Below are 18,064 nucleotides of genomic sequence, written 5' to 3' on the forward strand. Positions count from 1 at the left end.
AGCACGAGGACTACATGCGAGCTCAGATCGCGCACCGATGAGTTTCCCGCGCCGCGCCGGTCTGTAGCGTGAGACCGACTCATGGAAGGCTGGCGCCATGCGGAAACTGAGCTACGGCATGAACCTGACCCTGGACGGCTACATCGCCGCGCCCGGCGACGACATCGGCTGGAGCGTGCCGAGCGACGAGCTGTTCCAGTTTTGGTCCGACCAGTTGCAGGCGACCGACCTGTCACTGTACGGGCGCAAGCTGTGGCAGACGATGAGCTCCTACTGGCCGACCGGCGACCAGCAGCCCAACGCCACCCCGGCGGAGATCGAGTTCGCGCGCCGCTGGCGGGACATGTCGAAGGTGGTGTTCTCCTCGACGATCGACAAGGTCGACTGGAACACCCGCCTGGTCACCGGCGACGCGGTCGCCGAGATCACCCGGCTCAAGGCCGAGGACGGCGGCCCGATGGACATCGGCGGCGCGACGCTCGCCGGGGCGGCCATGCGGGCCGGGCTGATTGACGAGTACGTGCTGGCCACCGCGCCGGTCCTGGTGGGCGGCGGCACGCCGTTCTTCACCGCGCTGGACAGCTGGGTGAACCTGAACCTGGTGGAGACGCGGACGCTTCCCTGCGGCGTGATCCTGACCAGGTACGAGACGAGGCGCTGAGCGCCCGTCACGCGACTCGACCGCCTGCCGGGTCCACGCGAACGTGAACGCCACCACTGGGGTGGACAGCCGGCAGTGCGGCTTCACATCCACCACTACCGGACCCTGCCCAGTGGTCAAGATGTAACCGCCACCACCCAGCGGATCAGAGCCGCCGCCCGCCGGGCAGCGCGGGGTGGCGGGGGTGCGGCGGCGGGGGCATGACAGGCGAAGCACCGGGCCAGCGTTTGACATCGGCGGCGGGGGCTACTCGGTACCAGCGCCCGGCAAGCCGAAAAGGACGAGGACACCGCGGAGTTGAGGGCGCGCTCGCTGGTGGCTCCCGGTGGCCCCGACGTCATCGGACGTCGCCGCCAGGCGACAAGACCGGCGAAGAAGACAAGAACGCCTCAAGCGCCGACCAGGCACACCCTGGGTCGTGCCCATGTCGCATGGGCATCACCCGGCAGGCACCCGGGAGGCGCAAACCACAGGGGTTGACGGAAATGAAGCAGACCGACCTACGAACCCAACGCCAGCGGAGGTAGCCATGCTCACCATCGTGATCATCGCCGTGGCCGTCGTCGCTGTGGCCGCCATCGTCTTCCTCGCGGTCGGCAGGACCGGCAGCGGGCCCGAACGCGGACGCGGACTGAAGCGGCGCTTCGGCCCTGAGTACGACCGTGCCGTCGCCCGCCACGAGGGAGACACCAAGGCAGCCGAGCGGGAGCTCGGCGAGCGCGTGAAGCGGTACGGGTCCTTCACCGAGCGGCCGCTGCCGCCCGGGGCCCGCGAGCAGTACACGGCCCAGTGGGCCAATGTCCAGGAGCGGTTCGTCGAGTCACCCGAGCAGGCCGTCATCGAGGCCGACGCGTTGCTGGCGCGGCTCGCTGAGGAGCGCGGCTTCCCCACCGGAACGCGGTTCGAGGAGCAGATCGCCGCACTCTCGGTGCACCACCCCGGGCAGGTCCACGGTTACCGCAGGGTCCACACGGCGGCGCGCGGCCTGAGCGGTACGGAAGAGATGCGCGAAGCCATGATCAACGCGCGCGGCCTCTTCGACGCGCTGGTCACGGAGCGAGCGACCGGACCGGACCGGCGCCACGCGTCCTCGGCGTCCCCAGGTGGCCGGCAGCGCGCGCCATGGGCTCCGCACCGGCATCACGCGAAGGGAAGTGGCATGTGATGACGTACGGCCCCGAGCCCGCACAGCGGCCCGCCGCGCAGCCGTCGGCGCCCGCCGAACCGATCGTCCCGCCGACCGCGACCGCCCACCCGGGGCCAGCCCGGAAACAAGAACAGCCGGGCGTCGGCGCGCACGGCCAGGACAACGCCGCAGGGTCGGAACGACTGCTCCCGGCAAGTGAACGGGAGAGGCTGACCCTGCGTCTCCAGCAAGCGGTCAAGCGCTTCGTGGACAGCCCGCGCCGTGCGGTGGAGGAAGCCGACACCGCCTTCGACGAGGCCACCGCCCATATCTCGGAGGCCCTGGCGAAGCGGCAGCACACCCTCCGGGCGAGCTGGCAGGGCCAGGACACCGCCGCTGAGACGGAGGAACTGCGCCTCGCGCTCCAGCGGTACCGAGAGGTCACCGAACACCTCCTGCGCCTGTAGGCGCACGGGGCGGAGCAGAGCGGCAGTGGACTGGCGGTTGACCGACCAGGGCACTTGGCCGTGGCCGACAGCCCCGGTCCACCGGCCGAGGAGGGGCACGGCGGCTCCCGTGCGCGTTCGTTTAGCCTTCCGTGGTGACCAGTGCGGAGGTGCCCGCCCCAGACAACCGTGCGGCGGGGCGGTCGTGGCCGCCCCGCCGCACGGAGCGCTGTCCGGCGGCGCCGCCGAGCCGGCCGGCCACAAGCCCCCGGGACCTCGCGAGCCGCCGGTGGCTGCTGCGAGCCGCTGTGGCCGGGGCCGCCGCCACAGCGGCGGCCTGCTCCTCCGACTCCGGCCCCGTGCACCGGCTCCGCCTGGCCACCGGTCCCGAAGGCGGCCCGTACAACGCCTTCGGCAGGGCGCTGGCACAGGCGGTCACCGGCAGCGGCCGCCGCCTTGAGGTGGTGCCGGTGGCCACCTCGGCGAGTGTGGACAACCTGCGGCGGCTGGCCGATGGCGACGTACAGCTGGCCCTGGCCATGGCGGACACCGCTGAGGACGCGGTGCGCGGGCGGGCGGTGTTCGCCACGCCGGTACCGGTGACGGCCTTGGCCCGCGTCTACGTCAACTACACCCACCTGGTGGTCCCGGCCAACGGGCCGGTCCTGTCGGTCCGCGATCTCGCGGGACGGCCGGTGGCCGTCGGCGCGGCCGGGTCCGGGGTGCAGGGCGTGGCCCGCCGGTTGCTGCGTACTGCGGGCCTGACCGGGGACCGAGCGGTACGGGAATCCCCCCTCGGCCTGACGGAATCCGCGCACGCCCTGCGCGACGGGACGGTCGACGCCTTGATCTGGTCCGGAGGCGTGCCCACGCCGACCCTTTCGGCCCTCGCCCGGAAGATGCCGCTGCGCCTGATCGCCCTGGACGGTCACGTACGAGCGCTGCGCGGCACCTACGGCCCCGTCTACACGGCGGTGACACTGCCGTCCGGGGTGTACGGGCTCCGCGAGCCGGTCCGCACCCTCGGCGTGAGCAACTATCTGACAGCGCGCGCCGACGTCCCCGAGCGCGCCACGCGCGAACTGCTCCAGGTGGTGTTCGGCCGGTGGCGGGACCTGCTGCGGGAGGTGACGGCGGGGGCCCGGCTTGAGCCCCGGTTCGCCATCTCCACCGGCGGCGTCCCCCTCCACCCGGGCGCGACGGCGTACTACCGGTCGGTGTACGACTGAGAAGAAGGGCTACCGGCCGGTGGTCGCTTCAGCGGTCGCTTCAGCGGTCATGCCGATGGTCGCGTCGGTGGTCATGCCGCTGGTCCCGTCGGTGGTCGCGCCCGGGCCCTCCGCTGCCGGCAGCAGGAGCTCCACGACCAGCCCGTGCGGGGTGCCCGCCAGCGGTGTCAGCCGGCCGCCGCTGGCCCGTGCGATGTCGTCGGCGATCGCGAGGCCGAGGCCGCTGCCGGGCACGTTCTGGTGCTCAAGGCCGCGCGTGAAGCGCCGGAGCAGCGTGGGCAGTTCCGCCTCCGCCATGCCGGGCCCGTCGTCCGCGACACGTACCAGAACCTCCCCGTCGTGCGGGGCGGCGCGGACCTCCACCCGGCCGCCAGGCGGTACGAACTTGGTCGCGTTGTCGAGCAGTGCGTCAAGAATCCGGCCCACCGCGTCGGGCAGCGCCCGCACCCGCAGCCCGTCCGGGACCTCGGTGGCGAGCTGAAGCCCGGCGTCACGGAAGACGGGCTCCCAGGCCACGGTCCGCTCCCGTACGGCCGACGACGCGTCCTGGTCGGCCGGTTCCACCGTGGCCGACTCCACCCGGGCCAGTGCGAGGAGACCGTCCAGCAGGTCTTCGAGGCGTTCCGCCTCGTCCATCGCGCGAGTGTGTTCGGCCCGGCCCGCTTCGGCCAAGTAGGGCTCGACGTTCTCCAGTTGCAGGACCAGAGTGGCCAGCGGGTTCCGCAGCTGATGGGAGGCGTCGGCGACGAAGTCGCGTTGGCGGCGGATGGAGTCGGCCATGCCCTCCGCCATCGTGTTGAAATGCCGCCGGAGACGGCGCAGCTCCGGCGGCCCCGAGGCGGAGACCACGCGCGTCTGGAGACTCCCGGCGGTCAGGCCCCCGACGGCCTGGTCGAGGTCCCGGACGGGGCGCATCAGCCAGCGGGTGATCACGGCCGCCGCCAGGGCCGCGGCGGCGAAGGCGACGACCGCGCCTGCCGCGATGAGCGACCAGCGCACCGCCACATCCCGGCGGGCGGCATCGGTGGGGACGGTCAGCAAGGCCGCTCCGCTGACGCGCTCGTCCCTTCCGACCGGCTCGGCCAGGACCACGGTGTCCGGGCCCCACGGCCTGATGGTCGGCAACCAGTCCGAGGAACGTCCGGCCAGCGCCTGGTTCCTGGCGTCCGTCTCGCTCCGCCATGACGCACTCGGCCCGGCCCGCACAACGGTGTGCCCAGTGGTGTCGGTGATGAGCACTCCGGCCCCGTACAACTGCGCGTACCGGTGGATCTCCGAGGACAGCTCGGCCCGGTCGGCTGCGGTCAGGGCCCGGTCGGCGAGATCGGCGAACCGCGCGGCGTCGGCCCGCCGTTGCAGCAGCAGGTGCTCCGTGCGCCCGCGCGCGTAGGCGTCGGCCAGCGGGACGGAGAGCAGCAGGGTCGCCGCCCCGATGAGCGCCATCAGAACGGCCAGCAGTCTGCGCCTCACCGCACGCCCGGTTCCGCGAGCCAGGCACCGAGCTGGTACCCGAACTTCCGGACGGTGCGGACCAGCTCGGGCCTGCCGGTCTTGGAGCGGATGCCCGCCACGTGCACATCGAGCGAGCGGGAGGCGGCGAGGAAGGCGTCGCCCCAGACGCGGTCGAGGATCTCCTCCCGGGAGTGCGCCTCACGCGGGCGGGCGGCGAGGAAGGCGAGCACATCGAACTCGCGCCGGGTCAGCCGCACCTCCGCTCCGGCCACGGTGACGGTACGGCCCGCCAGGTCGATGGCGACGTCTCCGGTACGCACCGGCCCCGGAGCCGGTGCGCCCGGGCCCGTACCGTCGTAAGCCGCTGCCGCCGCGCTCGTCGGCAGGGCGGTGCGGCGGCGTACGGAGTCGATACGGGCCATCAGCTCGGCCATCCGGAAGGGCTTGACCACATAGTCGTCGGCGCCCGCCCGCAGTCCCTGCACGATGTCGCGTTCCTCGCAGCGGGCGGTGACCACGATGAGCGGCGCGGCGCGGACGGTCCGCAGTCGCCGCAGCAGCTCAAGCCCGTCCAGGTCGGGAAGGCCAAGGTCGAGCAGGACGAACTCGGCCTCCCGTGCGACCCGTAGCGCGTCGAGGGCACGGCCGACCCGGCGTACGGTGTGCCCCCGCAGGGCGAGGGCTGTACCGAGGGCGTGCGCCATGCGGTCGTCGTCTTCGACGAGAAGCGTGTGCATGGGAACTCTCCTGGTGACCTGCGGCAGCGGCTACCGGGATATCACGTGTCCCGCACGGGCACAGAACCCGGCCCGTGCGCGCGCCTGGACGGGGCCTGGTCCTGTGCCTGTGCGTTCCCGCGTGCTCGTGCGCTCCCGCTTCCCAGCCCTCCCGCATTCCCGTCATGCCCCGTATTCCCCGCATTCCGCTGAAGCTCAGCGGTCGGCGCCCGCGGAGACGGGCGTCGGCGACGCGGCGGTCCCATCATCACGACCAGGCGCAATGTTCCCGTCGCACCCCGCCTTTCCGTTCTTTCCCTCCTCGCCGTCCTGCCCGTGCTGGCAGTCCTGCCCGCTCTGCTCGTCGGCTTCCTCTTCGGCGCGGCTCATCGCGGCGTTCCTGGTGTCCGGCATCAGGACGTAGGTGACCAGAGAAACGAGCGCGCAGGCGGACACGTACCAGAAGAACAGATTCTCGTGGCCGCTCTTCTTGAACCACAGCGCCACATATTCGGCCGTCCCGCCGAAGAGCGCGTTGGCGATCGCGTACGGCAAGGCCACGCCGAGGGCGCGCACGCGGGTGGGGAACAGTTCCGCCTTCACGGCGGCGTTGATCGAGGTGTACCCGGTGACGATGACCAGGGCCAGCAGTGACAGCGCGAGCGCGGACCAGTACGACGACACCGACCCGAGGGCGGTCATGATCGGATAGGTGCCGAAGGTACAGCCGACCGCGAAGGTGATCAGCAGCGGGCGGCGGCCGATCCGGTCGGACAGCGCCCCGGCGAAGGGCTGCAGCACGGCGAAGACGGCCAGCGCGGTGAAACTCACCAGCGAGGCGGTGGACTTCTCCATGCCGGCGCTGCCGATCAGGTACTTGGTCAGATACGTCGTGTACGTGTAGTAGGACACCGTCCCGCCAAGGGTCAGCGCCATGACCAGCCCGGCCTGTCGACGGTGCTGCCACAGGATCTTGAGCGTGCCCGCCCCGTCGTCGGGGCCGTCGTCCGACTTCTCCTTGAACGCGTCGGTCTCCGCCAGGCGCCGCCGCAGCCAGAACACCACCAGCGCGAAGACAGCGCCCAGCAGGAACGGCACCCGCCAGCCCCAGCTCTCCAGTTGGGACGTGGTGAGGGTGTGCTGCATGATGATCAGCATGCAGAGGCCGAGCAGCTGGCCGCAGGTCATGGAGACGTACTGGAACGACGACCCCAGACCGCGGTGATTCCGCGCCGACACCTCGGTCAGATAGGTGGCGCTCGCCGCGTACTCGCCGCCGATGCTCATGCCCTGGAGCAGCCGGGCGAGCAGCAGCACGAGCGCGCCGAAGTAACCGGACTGGTCGTACGTGGGCGCGATCGCGATCAGCAGGGCGGCCACCGACATCATGGTGACGGTGAGCGTGAGCGCGCTCTTGCGTCCGTGCCGGTCCGCCGCCCGGCCGAGCACCCAGCCGCCGACGGGACGCATCAGGAAGCCCACCGCGAAGATGCCCGCCGTGTTCATCAGCTTCGTGGTCGGGTTGTCGCCAGGGAAGAAGGAATCGGCGAAGTAGATCGCGAAGCTGGCGTAGATGAACCAGTCGTACCACTCGACAAGGTTGCCCAGTGACCCGCCGATCAGGGCGAGACGGCGCTTCTTACGGACGTCTTCGGCGGACGGCCGGGCGTCTTCGGCGGACAGCCGGACGTCTTCCGGAGGCGGGGTCGGCACGGCGGGCGATGGCATGGCGGCTCCAGAAAGGTCCTGGTGGGTGCGGTGCGAAGTGTCCAGAGCTTGCGTTCGGCCGCCATGGGCGAACAAGGCTCAAGAAGAAGATCTAACCTCCCGCTAAGAATGGGACCCGGTATCGGGACCCGGTGCGGAAAGGCCCACAGGACCGGCACCGCTGGTGGCGTGCCACCCCACGTGCCGCCCGTGCCGCAGGCACCGAGTGGTGCCGCACGCTGTACCCAGGACTGACATGCGGGACTGCCATGTCTGCCGCGCTGCGCGGTGTCGTCCGGGATCGGCGCGGCGCGGTGCCGGTCAATTGCAGCGGGCGGCACCACGTACGGCCGGCGCGGTTACCCGGGCCGGCCGTACAGCCGCCCGGCTCGTGCGGGCGGCTGGCTCACCTGGAGGTGAGAAGGCCGTGGTGCAGGCGGGCGAGGACGCGGGAGAGCAGCCGGGAGACGTGCATCTGCGAGATGCCGAGCTCCTTGCCGATCTGGGTCTGGGTCAGCTCTTCGACGTACCGCAGACGCAGGATGCCGCGTTCCCGCTCGTCGAGCCCGGCGAGCAGCGGGGCGAGCGAGTGGAGGTCCTCGACCAGTTCCAGGGCCGGGTCCTCGGCACCGAGGAAGTCCGCCAGGGACGTGGCGCTGTCCGGGCCCTCACCACTGACGGCCGCGTCCAGCGACGAGGAGTTGTAGCCGTTGGACGCCAGCCGGGCCTCGATGATCTCTTCCTCGGTGAGGTCCGTCAGCGCCGCCAGCTCGCCGACGGTGGGCGAGCGCCCCAGCCGGGTGCTCAGCTCGTCGGTGGCCTTGGCCAGTTCGACGCGGGCCTCCTGGAGCCGGCGGGGGACGTGCACGGCCCAGCTCGTGTCGCGGAAGAACCGCTTGATCTCGCCGACGATGTACGGCACGGCGAAGGTGGGGAACTCCACCTCACGGGACAGCTCGAACCGGTCGATGGCCTTGATGAGGCCGATCATTCCGACCTGGACGATGTCCTCCCTCTCATCGGCCCGGCCGCGGAACCGCCCGGCGGCGTAGCGCACCAGCGACATGTTCATCTCGATGAGGGTGTTGCGCGCGTCCTGGTATGCCTGTGTGCCCTCTTCCAGCACGGCCAGCCGCTCGAAGAAGAGCTTGGAGATCGAACGGGCGTCCTTCGGCGCGAGCTTGTGCGGCTCCGCCACCTCCGGCAGGCACCCGTCCCTGGCCACCGTCGTACCAGCCGCCGCTGCGGACCTCACCGGCGTCGTCATGAGACCTCCCGGGAATCGTGGCGTCGACCGACACCCTTCATGGACGACCGCCGCATACCCCGCGTCACCGGATTCATGTCCCCGTGCGATGTCCCCGTGCGGGTGGCCTACTCCGGTGCCGAGGCGTCACCGCTGCCCGCGCCGTCGTCACCGAGCACGGCGCCGGTGGCTTGGAGGACCGTGGACACCGGCTGGAAGAAGGTCTCGCCACCCTGTGTGCAGTCGCCGCTGCCGCCGGACGTGAGTCCGACCGCCGACTCCCCGGAGAACAGGGAGCCGCCGCTGTCACCGGGCTCCGCGCACACATCGGTCTGGATGAGGCCGTTGACGATGTCACCGTTGCCGTAGTTGACCGTGGCGTCCAGGCCGGTGACCGTGCCGTCCCTGAGCCCTGTCGTGCTGCCCGCTCGCTGTACGACCAGGCCCACACTTGCCTCGACGACACCGGTGATCTCCTGCGAGGTGCCGTCCTCAAGGCTGACCGTGCTCGGCGCCTCGGTGGCCGGGTCGTCGTAGGCCACCACGGCGAAGTCGTTGCCGGGGAACTGCGATTCCACCACCGTGCCCAGCTGCTCGTTCCCCGCCTGGTCGGATGACCAGGTCGGCGAGGCGTTGCCGCAGTGGCCCGCGGTGAGGAAGGCCGGCGCTCCGTCCAGTGTGACGTTGAAACCGAGGGAGCAGCGAGCGCCGCCCCCGAAGATGGCATCGCCCCCGGCCGCAGCGGTGCCGCTGCCCGCCTCCTCGCCCCCGGTGTCCCGCCCGGCGTCCTGCCCGGCGTCCTGCCCGGCGTCCGTCCCCGCGCCTGACCCGGCGCCACCGCGCGGGCCGCTCGTGCCGCTCGTGGCCCCGTGACCGTCGTCGAACTGTTTGAACTCCCCCGCCGACCGCTTGACCGTCACCGCTGAGCCCATGCGTTCCGTTGTCCTGATCAGTGTCGACAGCTCGGCGGAGTCCACTGTTCTGTCGGCTGTGACCACGACCTTGTTCGCCTTCGGGTCGATCGACCAGGCCGTGCCCGGCATGGCGGCCGAGTGGCGCAGGGTCCGCGTGGCCGACCGCAGTGTGCCCATGCTGTGCTCCACGGTCTTCGGCACCCCGCCCTTGGCGCGCACTTGGCGGGCGGCGTCCTCGTCGAGCACGTTGACGACCACCCGGCGCGTGCTGACGTCGTAGTACCAACCCGCCACTTCCTTCCCCATGTCCGAGGCGAGCCCTGACGCGAGCCGCACAGCGGACGGATAGGTCAGCGTCCTGGGCGTGGGGGCCGCCTGGTCCGGGGTGGCGTCGGCGCGCGGAAGCAGGACAACCGCTGCCACGAGCGCGCCAGCCGCCGTCCCGGCTATGGCTCCGCTTCGCTTGTTCACATGTCGGTGACTCAACTCCGGCCTCCTGTCGGGAGTACGTACGGCACATACGGGAACGTGTGCCGCGTCCGCAGCGACCAGATGCGCTGCTCGCCAGACGGTACGGAGCACGCGGGTCCTCGTTTCGTGGCTACTCAAGGTGCGATGAAATTCCCCTGAGCGCCGCGCGGGGCACGTAGGATTCCCCGGCCCATGGGCGACGCACCCCGCGTAGGCCCGCTGATACGAACACGCGCCGCGACAGCGGCCAGGCGAGGCTGGGGCCCCAGGCCCAGCACAGAGATGTGCCCCGTCAGGGGCGCGAGGAACCGCGCGACCATCCACAACGCACCGGCACACCACAACGCACGGACAGGGTCTCCCCCAGCACACTCCGCCGAAGGGGCCCAGCCCAGCACAGGGATGCGCCCCACCAGGGGCGCGGGGAACCGCGCGACCAACCACAACGCAACCCGCACCCGCACCCGCACGACACACCGACAGGAGCCCCCCGGCGCCCCCAGCACGATCCGCCGGACACGGCCTACGCGGGCAGCGCCCCGGCCTCGGCCGAGCGGATCAGGCGGGCGAGCTCCGCGCGGGCGCGGGCCACCCGGGACCGTACGGTGCCTATCGGGCAGCCGACCGCCGCCGCCACCCGCCCGTAGGGCAGCCCCAGCAGCTGCGTGAGGATGAACGCCTCCCGCCGGGAGGCGTCCAGGGTGTCCAGGAGGTCGAGCAGCGCCACGCCCTCCTCGAACCCCGGCAGTCCAGTCGGCTGGGCGTGCTCGGCGACCGGCACCCAGTCGGCGGTGTCGGCGACCGAGGGCCGTACGGAGGCGGAGCGGTAGCGGTCGACGAGCACCCGGCGGGCGATGACCCGCAGCCAGGTGCGGGCACTTGAGCGCCCGGCGAACCCGGGAAGACTGCTCAGAGCCCGTAGGTACGTCTCCTGGGTGAGGTCGTCAGCGCCCGGGACGTCGCCGCTCAGCCAGGCGACGAACCGCCAGGTGTCGCGATGAGTGGCGCGTACGAACCGTTCCGCCGCCTCCGCGTCACCGCCGCGCGCCTCCAGCGCCCAGCGGGTCACCTGCTCGTCGCTCTCCCCAGCGCCCCGCTCCCGGAGGCGCCGCACGGGTCGCGGTACGTCTGCGGTGTCCACGTCGGCATGGTGCCAGCCGCCGCCCCGGCCTCCGCCTCGCTGACCAATCCTTGTCGGGATTGCCCATTCGCCTTGCCAACTGCCTGGCCATGGGCTGCGCCCCCGCACCACCGGCCCAGCGTGGGCAGCCGGGATGTCGCGGGTTAGCGTGCCTGCTGACAGCGGCGGCGGAGGGGAGACATGCGTGATCGTCTGGGTGAACGGGGCTTTCGGCAGCGGGAAGACCACCCTGGTCGGCGAATTGCACCGGCGCTGGCCCGCGCCGTTGGTGTACGACCCCGAGCACGTCGGTTATCTGCTGCGGGAGATCGTGGACGTGCCGACCGGTGACTTCCAGGATCTCAGGCTGTGGCGGCGGCAGGTGGCGTCCGTCGCCCTCGGACTGGTCGAGGAGTACGAGCGGCCGGTCCTCGCCCCCATGACGCTGGTCGACCCGGGGTACATGGACGAGATCTTCGGCGCGTTCCGGGAGGCGGGAGTGGCTCTGCACCACTTCTTCCTCAAGGTCCCGCCGGAGGTGCTTGCCGCACGGATCGACGCGCGCGTGGTCGCGCCGGGGGACCCGGAGCGCGATGAGGCGGCGCGTCAGTGGGGGAAGGCGCAGATCGCGCGGTGCGCGGCCGCCGTCGACACCTTGCCCGCCGACACCGTTCTCCTGGACGGCGAACGGCCCGCGCACGAGCTGGCCGACGAGGTGCTGACCCTGGTCGGCGCCGACCGCTGACGATCGGCGAGTGCGGCCCCGGCCCCGGTCTCGGCCAACGAGAGTGCCCCTCCTCGCCACATGCGGCGAGGAGGGGCACTGGGACGTCAGGAGTGACGCGTGAGCCATAGTGGGCTCAGAGGTTGACGCCCTTGGCACGGAGGTAGGCGATGGGGTCGATGTCCGACCCGTAGCCGGCACCGCTGCGGACCTCGAAGTGCAGGTGCGGGCCGCTGCTGTTGCCGGTGCTGCCCGACAGGCCGATCTGCTGGCCGGAGGTGACCGACTGCCCGGCGGACACGGACAGCTGCGACAGGTGCGCGTACTGGCTGTACCTGCCGTCGGCGTGACGGATCACGACCTCGTTGCCGTACGCGCCGCCGGAAGCGGCGGAGACGACCTCACCAGCACCGATGGCCTTGACCTGGGTGCCGGTCGACACCGGGAAGTCAACGCCGGTGTGGTAGCCGCTGGACCAGCTGCCGCCCGACTGGTGGTACGGGGTCCCCAGGGTGGTGTTGGCCACCGGCGCGGTGAACCCGGACGACGAGGGCTGCTCGGCCTTGGCCGGTGCGGGCTTCGACTCGGCCTTCGGCGCCGCCGCCTTGGGCTTCGCCGCCTGCGGCTTCGGGGTGGCCGGGGCCTTGCCCTCGCCCGGCAGGCTCAGCTTCTGACCGGGGTAGATCAGGTCCGGGTCGGACCCGACGACGTCCTCGTTGGCGTTGTAGACGGCGCGCCAGCCGCCCTCGATGCCCTCAGCGTTGGCGATCTTGAAGAGGGTGTCGTGGGTCCGCACGGTGTACGAGTCGCCGTGTACGGGCTTCGCCCTCTCGGCGCGGGCGGCGGGCTTGCTGTCGGCCTTCGGCGCGGGCGCGGGACGCGCGTCGCGGGTCGTCGGGGCCTTCTCCTTGGTGCCGTTCGGCGCGATCTGGGGAGCCTCGCCACCAGCGGTGAGACCGGCCTTGCCCGAGCACACCGGCCAGGCGCCCGGGCCCTGGCTGGCCAGGACCTTCTCGGCGATGGCGATCTGCTGGTCCTTGGTGGCCAGGTCGGCGCGCGGGGCGTAAGCGGTGCCGCCGAACTCCCGCCAGGTGCTCTCGGTGAACTGCAGGCCACCGTAGAAGCCGTTACCCGTGTTGATGCTCCAGTTGCCAGTGCTCTCGCACTCGGCGACCTTGTCCCAGGTATCGACCGAAGCGGCGTTCGCCTGGGTCGCGCCCAGGAACGGGATGGCCAGACCGGCGCCGCCCGCGGTCAGGGCGAGCGAGATCCGCGCGAGGCGGCCGGTGGTGATACGGCGGTGGCGTCCACGACTAGACATAGGGGTGTTTCCTCTCCTATGCCTACGAGGTGAGCTGTCGGATTCGGGCTGGAGTTGCCCGGACGCACATTGCCGCGGCTTACGCCGCCTCGCGTCTTCACCCCTAGCCGTACCGCGAAAAGCACGGTCCGGCGCTTACCTGGTTCCCCCGCTCTTGCCGTGATCAGTCGAGGTTTCTCCGCGGCCGGCGGCAAGATTCGGCATTCCGGCTGCGGATTCCCGCCTGCGTTTCAGCGGGGCGCCAAAGTAAACACATGAATTTCTCCGCGACAAGCTTGATCAAGCAACTGGAGATCCACTACGGCACATTCGGGCGGCCCGACATCACGCTGTGCATGAGATCCATTTCTCACAGCAATAAGCGACCGCAGCGATCATCGATAAGTTTCCTGCGTACGGGCACGATTGACGATTGCCGAATTCAGACGGACGCACCGAGTAACAGGTTGCCTCGCAATTCAGTGAGCTGCGTCACTGGCGCCCGAGATGCCCCAATGGTCCGGTTTCGCGTCAGGTCCGCTAGCGCGCTCCAGGCGCCTGGAAGCACTGGCGCGGCGCTTTGCCCGCCGGGTCGAGGCACAGCCTCATGTCCCCCGGCCCGGCGGCCGGCGCCATCGGCGTGAAGCGGTAGCCGCGATCCGCGTACGCGTCATTGGTCTCCACCCGCTTCAGGGCGGTTCCCGCCACCGACATCGCTATCCGGTCCCCCTGCTCTCCCTGCACCAGCCGCCCCCACGCCGCCGCGCATGCCTCGCTGTACCGGATCTGCACCCGCCGCCCCCCGGCGGCCGCCTTGTCCAGCACCGTCACCGCCCGCCCCCATCCACGCACCCCAGCGCCAGCGGGTCCCCACCGTCGCAGGACTCTCCGTGGCAGGACTCTCCGTGGCAGGACTCTCCGTGGCAGCCGGGCGGCGCGGCCGCCGTCGGCGACCGCGACCGTCCGGCGGACGGTCGCCGTCCGCGCCGACCGCCGTCACGCTGATCACTCCAGCCGCGACGGCAGCCACCCCGGCGCAGCCCCCCGCCACCAGCACCGCCAGCCTGGGGCCCGTTCGCTCCCCCCGTGACTGCCCTGCGGCGCTCCCGGGCGGGGCGGCCGCGCGGCACTCGCCGTGCACGCCGTACCGCTCCCGTTCGGTACGGCGCCTCTCGCCCTCGGCCGTCAACCGGGCCCGGCCGCTCCAGGCCGCGTCCGCCAGTTCCCACAGCGCCACCAGCCGCCCGGTGGGCTCACCCGCCAGTCGGCACAGCGCGACCACGGCCTCCCGCGGCGGCGGCTTCTCCCCGCTGAGGTATCACGCCCATGACGACTTGCTGTACGGGGTCCTGGTCGCCAGGGAGGCGAGGCTGAGTCCGCTGCGATCTTTTAACTTGCGCAACTGAATGATGAGTTGCGCCACCCGGTGATCCAGAGAAGCAGGCAGTTCTTTCCAACGCGGCATGTTCCACTCCACACGCGTCGACATTCCTTGAGGCGCCGTGCCCCTATGCCGAGGACGACATCACATTCCCGCCTCCGGTTCCCACCGAGAAGCGGCCATTCTGGGATGCGAACACCGCCGATGTCCCAGCGTCGTCCCATCGCGGCGTCTCCCCGGGCAGCGTCCCAGCAGGTCAGCGCGTGGGACGACTCAGCGGCGACCAACTGGGCCTGCGGCTCTCGTCGTTGGCCGCCACGCCACGGCATCATCTGTGGTGCACACCGGACGGGGAGGAAAACGCACATCATGAACGTACGTAAGAGCCTCGCTCTGTCGGCGGCGACACCGTGCTCGGCGGAGGACTCGCCCTGACCCCGCTCTCCGGCGCGATCGCCGCGGAATCTACGACCCAGCCTCGGACAACCACCGCGGCCCAGGCCCAGCTCCCGGCAGGGGACGGGGTCGAAGCAGCCGCCAAGTGGCACCGCCTGTGGGGCCCCAGGGCGCATACGTGTGGGCCTCCTCGAAGTACTGATCCATCTGATCGGCGCCCACAAGCGGCAGCCTCCTGCGCACGGGGGAGAGACCCGACGCAGCCATAGGGGTCTCGCACGTCGTCCCGCCGGCCATCCGGCGGGACGGCGTGCTGTCGGCTGTCGGCTGTCGGCTGTCGGCTGTCGGCTGTCCACGGTAGAAGGCCCATGGGGCCAGGGACCGATCACCGATCAGGTAGGGCGGCAGCCGCATGTGACGGCGGCGGCGTACGCGAACGGCGCCGCCGCCCGTGCGGCTCGCGCTGTTCGCTACGGGGTGCGGGAGAAGGAGCGGCGGTAGGCGCGGGGCGGCACTCCCCGGCGGCGTACGAACTGTTCGCGCAGTACGGCCGCGCTTCCGTATCCGACCCTGCGGGCGATCTCCTCGACCGGCAGGTCCGTGGTCTCCAGCAGCTCCTCCGCACTGCTCAACCGCAGGTTGAGCAGCCAGGCGTGCGGTGTGGTGCCGGTCGCGGCAACGAAGCGGCGGGCGAAGGAACGCTTGCTCATCAGCGCGCGCCGGGCCAGCTCAGCGACAGGAAGCGGCTCGTGGAGATGTTCGCGCGCCCAGCCCAGCACCTCGGCGAGACGCTCGTCCTGGCAGTCCTCGGGCACGGGTGCGGCCAGGTACTGGGCCTGTCCGCCGTCGCGGTGCGAGGGCAGCACCAGGTCCCGGGCGATGGCGTTGGCTGTCGCCGCGCCGTACTCCCGCCGCAGCAGGTGCAGGCAGAGGTCGAAGCCCGCCGCTGCTCCCGCCCCCGTGATGATCCGCCCTTCGTCGACGTACAAGGACGCGGGTTCGACGGTGACGTCCGGGTGGCGGCGGGCCAGCAGGTCAGCGAACCGCCAGTGGGTGGTGGCCCGTCGGCCGTCGAGCAGCCCGGCGGCAGCGAGCGCGAACGCCCCGACGCAGTGGGCCGCGACCAGCGAGCCGCGCTCCTCGGCGGCCGCCAGCGCGTCAAGCGCGGCGGGAGGAGGCGGCGTGCGGAAGTCGGCCCAGGGCAGGGCGATCACCAGATCGGCGGCGGCCAGCCGGTCCAGGCCGTGCCCGATCGCGAGCGGCACGCCGAGGTCGGTACGGACCTGCCCGGGCCGGTCGGCGCACAGCGCGAAGTCGAAACCGGGCAGCCCCTCCCCGCGTGGGCCGAACACCTCGGCCACGATGCCGACCGCGAGCATGCCGACACCGGGCGGCGCGTAGGCGGAGACCGTCATGAAAGGAGGCACGCGGGCAGTGTGGCACGTTTCCTGCGATCAGTGGCAACAGGGCCACTCGTGCGCGGTCTTCCGGCCCGGAAAGCTTGAGGCCATGACAGACGCACCGCTCGGCCGCAGCGCCAGCTACAAGATCCTGACCACCGGCTACACCCTCTCGACCGGCCCCGGAGTCGCCGCGACCGTCTCCTACATCTCCGACGCGGGCCGCCATGTGATCGTGGACCCGGGCATGGTGGCGCACCGCGACCGCATCCTCGGCCCGCTGGCGGAGTCGGGGCTCGGCCCCGACGACATCACCGACGTGATCCTCAGTCACCACCACCCGGACAACACCATGAACGTGGGCCTCTTCGGGCAGGCCCGGGTCCATGACCACAAGGCGATCTACGAAAGGGACCAGTGGACCGACCGGGACGCCGAGGGCCATGAACTCACCGCGTCAGTGCGACTCATCCGCACCCCTGGACACAGCCCCGAGGACATCACGCTGCTGGTGGGCACGGACGCCGGTGTCGTGGCATTCGTGGGCGACCTGTGGTGGCGCCAGACCGGCCCGGCGGAGGACCCGGTGGCCCCGGACCGCGAGCTCCTGCGCGCCTCCCGGCTGCGGGTGCTGGCCGCCGCCGACGTGATCGTGCCCGGTCACGGCGCCCCCTTCCCGGCCGACGACACCGCACCGCGCTAGCCGCCCGGCATGTCCCGCTCTCCGGCGCGGCGGAGGGAGGGGCGTGCCCAGACGGCTGGGCTCGACCCATGGCGGAGGCTTTCGCCGTTGGCGACGAGCACCAACCCGCGTGCGGTGTCTGCCCGTCGCGCCGCCAAAAGTATCTTGCGCTGTGCCGGTGGTACGTACACTCCCGAGTCATGAAGGTGCTGATCTCTGTTGATATGGAGGGCATCTCGGGAATCGTGCATCCCACCGAGACGAATCCGGATCGCTACGACTATGAGCGGGGCCGGGCGTTGATGACGGCCGAGGCGAACGCCGTGATCGCTGGTGTTCTGGATGCCGAACCCACTGCCGTGGTGTGGGTCGCCGACGCGTACGGGCCTTTCCGGAACCTGCTGCCAGAGGAACTTGACCGCCGGGCGCGTCTGGTTCGTGGCAAGCCCCGCCCGCTGGGCATGCTCGGCGGGCTCGACGAGCACACCGACGCTGCTTTGTTCGTCGGCTATCACGCCCGAGCCGGTGGCGGGCCGGCCGTGCTGGCGCACACCATGAGCGACGCCATCCTCGACGTGCGGGTGGCCGGACGCTCCCTGGGCGAGATCGGTCTTAACGCCGCCATGGCCGGGCATTTGGGCGTGCCGGTCGTGCTGCTCAGCGGTGACGACATCGCCTGCGCCGAACTGGGTGATCTGGTCCCCTCCGCGGTGACCGTTGAGGTCAAACAAGCCCTCGGCCAGGCCGCCGCTGTCGCCCTGCATCCCGAAGAATCCCGGGAGCGGTTGCGCCGGGCGGCTGCCGAGGCCATCACGCGGCGTGCGTCGGTCGCGCCGCTGGCCATGGCCGGACCGCTTGATGTCGAGGTGGACCTTTCCGGCCCGTACATGGTCGATCTGGCGACACTCGTGCCGGGTGTCTCACGTGCGGAGGGCGGCCGTACGATCGCCTTCACCGCCGCCGACTTCGCCGACGCCTATCGGCTGGTCCTGCTGCTCGTGCAGCTCGCCGCTGTCAAACCCGGCTAGTGCCGTGGCCGCCTTGACGCTATCGGCCGTAGTGGTGAGGGAGTTGTCCGTCCCGGACACGTGGT

17 protein-coding genes and 1 riboswitch are annotated in these 18,064 nt (G+C 71.2%); of the genes, 7 read left to right on the top strand and 10 right to left on the bottom strand.

Annotated elements, in window-relative coordinates; all coding sequences use genetic code 11:
* Nucleotides 1-97 precede the first annotated feature (97 nt).
* The 4 genes from AC5P1B_RS18990 to AC5P1B_RS19005 all read left to right on the top strand — a co-directional run bounded on the left by AC5P1B_RS18990 (nt 98) and on the right by AC5P1B_RS19005 (nt 3,462).
* Nucleotides 98-661, top strand: coding sequence for a dihydrofolate reductase family protein (locus tag AC5P1B_RS18990; protein WP_493888478.1), 564 nt, complete (start codon nt 98-100; stop codon nt 659-661).
* 529 nt (nt 662-1,190) lie between these two features.
* Nucleotides 1,191-1,826 (top strand): hypothetical protein, encoded by a 636-nt coding sequence (locus AC5P1B_RS18995; RefSeq protein ID WP_493888479.1) that lies wholly within the window; start codon nt 1,191-1,193, stop codon nt 1,824-1,826.
* A complete protein-coding gene (locus AC5P1B_RS19000) occupies nt 1,826-2,254 on the top strand; it encodes a hypothetical protein (protein ID WP_493888480.1) in 429 nt (142 codons plus the stop codon). Before AC5P1B_RS18995 ends, AC5P1B_RS19000 begins: the two co-directional genes overlap by 1 nt.
* Before the next feature lie 134 nt (nt 2,255-2,388).
* Nucleotides 2,389-3,462: a TAXI family TRAP transporter solute-binding subunit gene (locus AC5P1B_RS19005; protein WP_493888481.1), complete on the top strand. Its 1,074-nt coding sequence runs from the start codon at nt 2,389-2,391 to the stop codon at nt 3,460-3,462.
* A 9-nt stretch (nt 3,463-3,471) separates the two neighbouring features.
* Here the strand turns inward: AC5P1B_RS19005 and AC5P1B_RS19010 are convergent, their stop codons facing one another.
* The 6 genes from AC5P1B_RS19010 to AC5P1B_RS19035 form a co-directional block, all read right to left on the bottom strand.
* Nucleotides 3,472-4,932, bottom strand: a complete 1,461-nt coding sequence (locus AC5P1B_RS19010; RefSeq protein ID WP_493888482.1) for a sensor histidine kinase — start codon at nt 4,930-4,932, stop codon at nt 3,472-3,474.
* A complete protein-coding gene (locus tag AC5P1B_RS19015; protein WP_493888483.1) occupies nt 4,929-5,651 on the bottom strand; it encodes a response regulator transcription factor in 723 nt (240 codons plus the stop codon). The genes AC5P1B_RS19010 and AC5P1B_RS19015 overlap by 4 nt, the downstream gene beginning before the upstream one ends.
* A gap of 195 nt (nt 5,652-5,846) precedes the next feature.
* A complete protein-coding gene (locus AC5P1B_RS19020) occupies nt 5,847-7,358 on the bottom strand; it encodes an MFS transporter (protein WP_493888484.1) in 1,512 nt (503 codons plus the stop codon).
* 385 nt (nt 7,359-7,743) lie between these two features.
* Nucleotides 7,744-8,604, bottom strand: coding sequence for an RNA polymerase sigma factor SigF (locus AC5P1B_RS19025; RefSeq protein ID WP_493888485.1), 861 nt, complete (start codon nt 8,602-8,604; stop codon nt 7,744-7,746).
* A gap of 107 nt (nt 8,605-8,711) precedes the next feature.
* Nucleotides 8,712-9,983 (bottom strand): S1 family peptidase, encoded by a 1,272-nt coding sequence (locus tag AC5P1B_RS19030; RefSeq protein WP_493888486.1) that lies wholly within the window; start codon nt 9,981-9,983, stop codon nt 8,712-8,714.
* A 508-nt stretch (nt 9,984-10,491) separates the two neighbouring features.
* Nucleotides 10,492-11,109 (bottom strand): sigma-70 family RNA polymerase sigma factor, encoded by a 618-nt coding sequence (locus AC5P1B_RS19035; protein ID WP_493888487.1) that lies wholly within the window; start codon nt 11,107-11,109, stop codon nt 10,492-10,494.
* A 184-nt stretch (nt 11,110-11,293) separates the two neighbouring features.
* Here AC5P1B_RS19035 and AC5P1B_RS19040 point away from each other — a divergent pair, with 184 nt between their 5' ends.
* Complete coding sequence (locus AC5P1B_RS19040) at nt 11,294-11,833, top strand: AAA family ATPase (protein WP_493888488.1); 540 nt, start codon at nt 11,294-11,296, stop codon at nt 11,831-11,833.
* A gap of 115 nt (nt 11,834-11,948) precedes the next feature.
* Here the strand turns inward: AC5P1B_RS19040 and AC5P1B_RS19045 are convergent, their stop codons facing one another.
* The 4 genes from AC5P1B_RS19045 to AC5P1B_RS19060 all read right to left on the bottom strand — a co-directional run bounded on the left by AC5P1B_RS19045 (nt 11,949) and on the right by AC5P1B_RS19060 (nt 16,304).
* Complete coding sequence (locus AC5P1B_RS19045; protein ID WP_493888489.1) at nt 11,949-13,133, bottom strand: transglycosylase family protein; 1,185 nt, start codon at nt 13,131-13,133, stop codon at nt 11,949-11,951.
* Between the two features lie 7 nt (nt 13,134-13,140).
* A riboswitch (cyclic di-AMP (ydaO/yuaA leader) is annotated at nt 13,141-13,336 on the bottom strand.
* Nucleotides 13,337-13,652: 316 nt separating this feature from the next.
* On the bottom strand, nt 13,653-13,943 hold the full coding sequence (locus AC5P1B_RS19050) for a DUF2690 domain-containing protein (protein ID WP_493888490.1): 291 nt from the start codon (nt 13,941-13,943) through the stop codon (nt 13,653-13,655).
* Between the two features lie 487 nt (nt 13,944-14,430).
* Nucleotides 14,431-14,589 carry a hypothetical protein gene (locus AC5P1B_RS19055; RefSeq protein ID WP_493888491.1) on the bottom strand — a complete coding sequence of 53 codons (159 nt, stop codon included), beginning with the start codon at nt 14,587-14,589 and terminating at the stop codon, nt 14,431-14,433.
* A gap of 770 nt (nt 14,590-15,359) precedes the next feature.
* Nucleotides 15,360-16,304, bottom strand: a complete 945-nt coding sequence (locus AC5P1B_RS19060; RefSeq protein WP_493888630.1) for a GlxA family transcriptional regulator — start codon at nt 16,302-16,304, stop codon at nt 15,360-15,362.
* Nucleotides 16,305-16,398: 94 nt separating this feature from the next.
* Between AC5P1B_RS19060 and AC5P1B_RS19065 the strand changes: the two genes are divergently transcribed.
* Nucleotides 16,399-16,992 (top strand): MBL fold metallo-hydrolase, encoded by a 594-nt coding sequence (locus AC5P1B_RS19065; protein WP_493888492.1) that lies wholly within the window; start codon nt 16,399-16,401, stop codon nt 16,990-16,992.
* A gap of 179 nt (nt 16,993-17,171) precedes the next feature.
* Nucleotides 17,172-17,999 (top strand): M55 family metallopeptidase, encoded by an 828-nt coding sequence (locus AC5P1B_RS19070; RefSeq protein WP_493888493.1) that lies wholly within the window; start codon nt 17,172-17,174, stop codon nt 17,997-17,999.
* Nucleotides 18,000-18,064 lie beyond the last annotated feature (65 nt).

The sequence above is a fragment of the Streptomyces sp. A01 genome (assembly GCF_059026195.1).

Bases quoted from the DNA above. Each gene is read 5' to 3' on its own strand.
- AC5P1B_RS18990 (WP_493888478.1), top strand. From the start codon at position 98: ATGCGGAAACTGAGCTACGGCATGAACCTGACCCTGGACGGCTACATC.
- AC5P1B_RS18995 (WP_493888479.1), top strand. From the start codon at position 1,191: ATGCTCACCATCGTGATCATCGCCGTGGCCGTCGTCGCTGTGGCCGCC.
- AC5P1B_RS19000 (WP_493888480.1), top strand. From the start codon at position 1,826: ATGACGTACGGCCCCGAGCCCGCACAGCGGCCCGCCGCGCAGCCGTCG.
- AC5P1B_RS19015 (WP_493888483.1), bottom strand. From the start codon at position 5,651: ATGCACACGCTTCTCGTCGAAGACGACGACCGCATGGCGCACGCCCTC.
- AC5P1B_RS19020 (WP_493888484.1), bottom strand. From the start codon at position 7,358: ATGCCATCGCCCGCCGTGCCGACCCCGCCTCCGGAAGACGTCCGGCTG.
- AC5P1B_RS19025 (WP_493888485.1), bottom strand. From the start codon at position 8,604: ATGACGACGCCGGTGAGGTCCGCAGCGGCGGCTGGTACGACGGTGGCC.
- AC5P1B_RS19045 (WP_493888489.1), bottom strand. From the start codon at position 13,133: ATGTCTAGTCGTGGACGCCACCGCCGTATCACCACCGGCCGCCTCGCG.
- AC5P1B_RS19060 (WP_493888630.1), bottom strand. From the start codon at position 16,304: ATGACGGTCTCCGCCTACGCGCCGCCCGGTGTCGGCATGCTCGCGGTC.
- AC5P1B_RS19065 (WP_493888492.1), top strand. From the start codon at position 16,399: ATGACAGACGCACCGCTCGGCCGCAGCGCCAGCTACAAGATCCTGACC.
- AC5P1B_RS19070 (WP_493888493.1), top strand. From the start codon at position 17,172: ATGAAGGTGCTGATCTCTGTTGATATGGAGGGCATCTCGGGAATCGTG.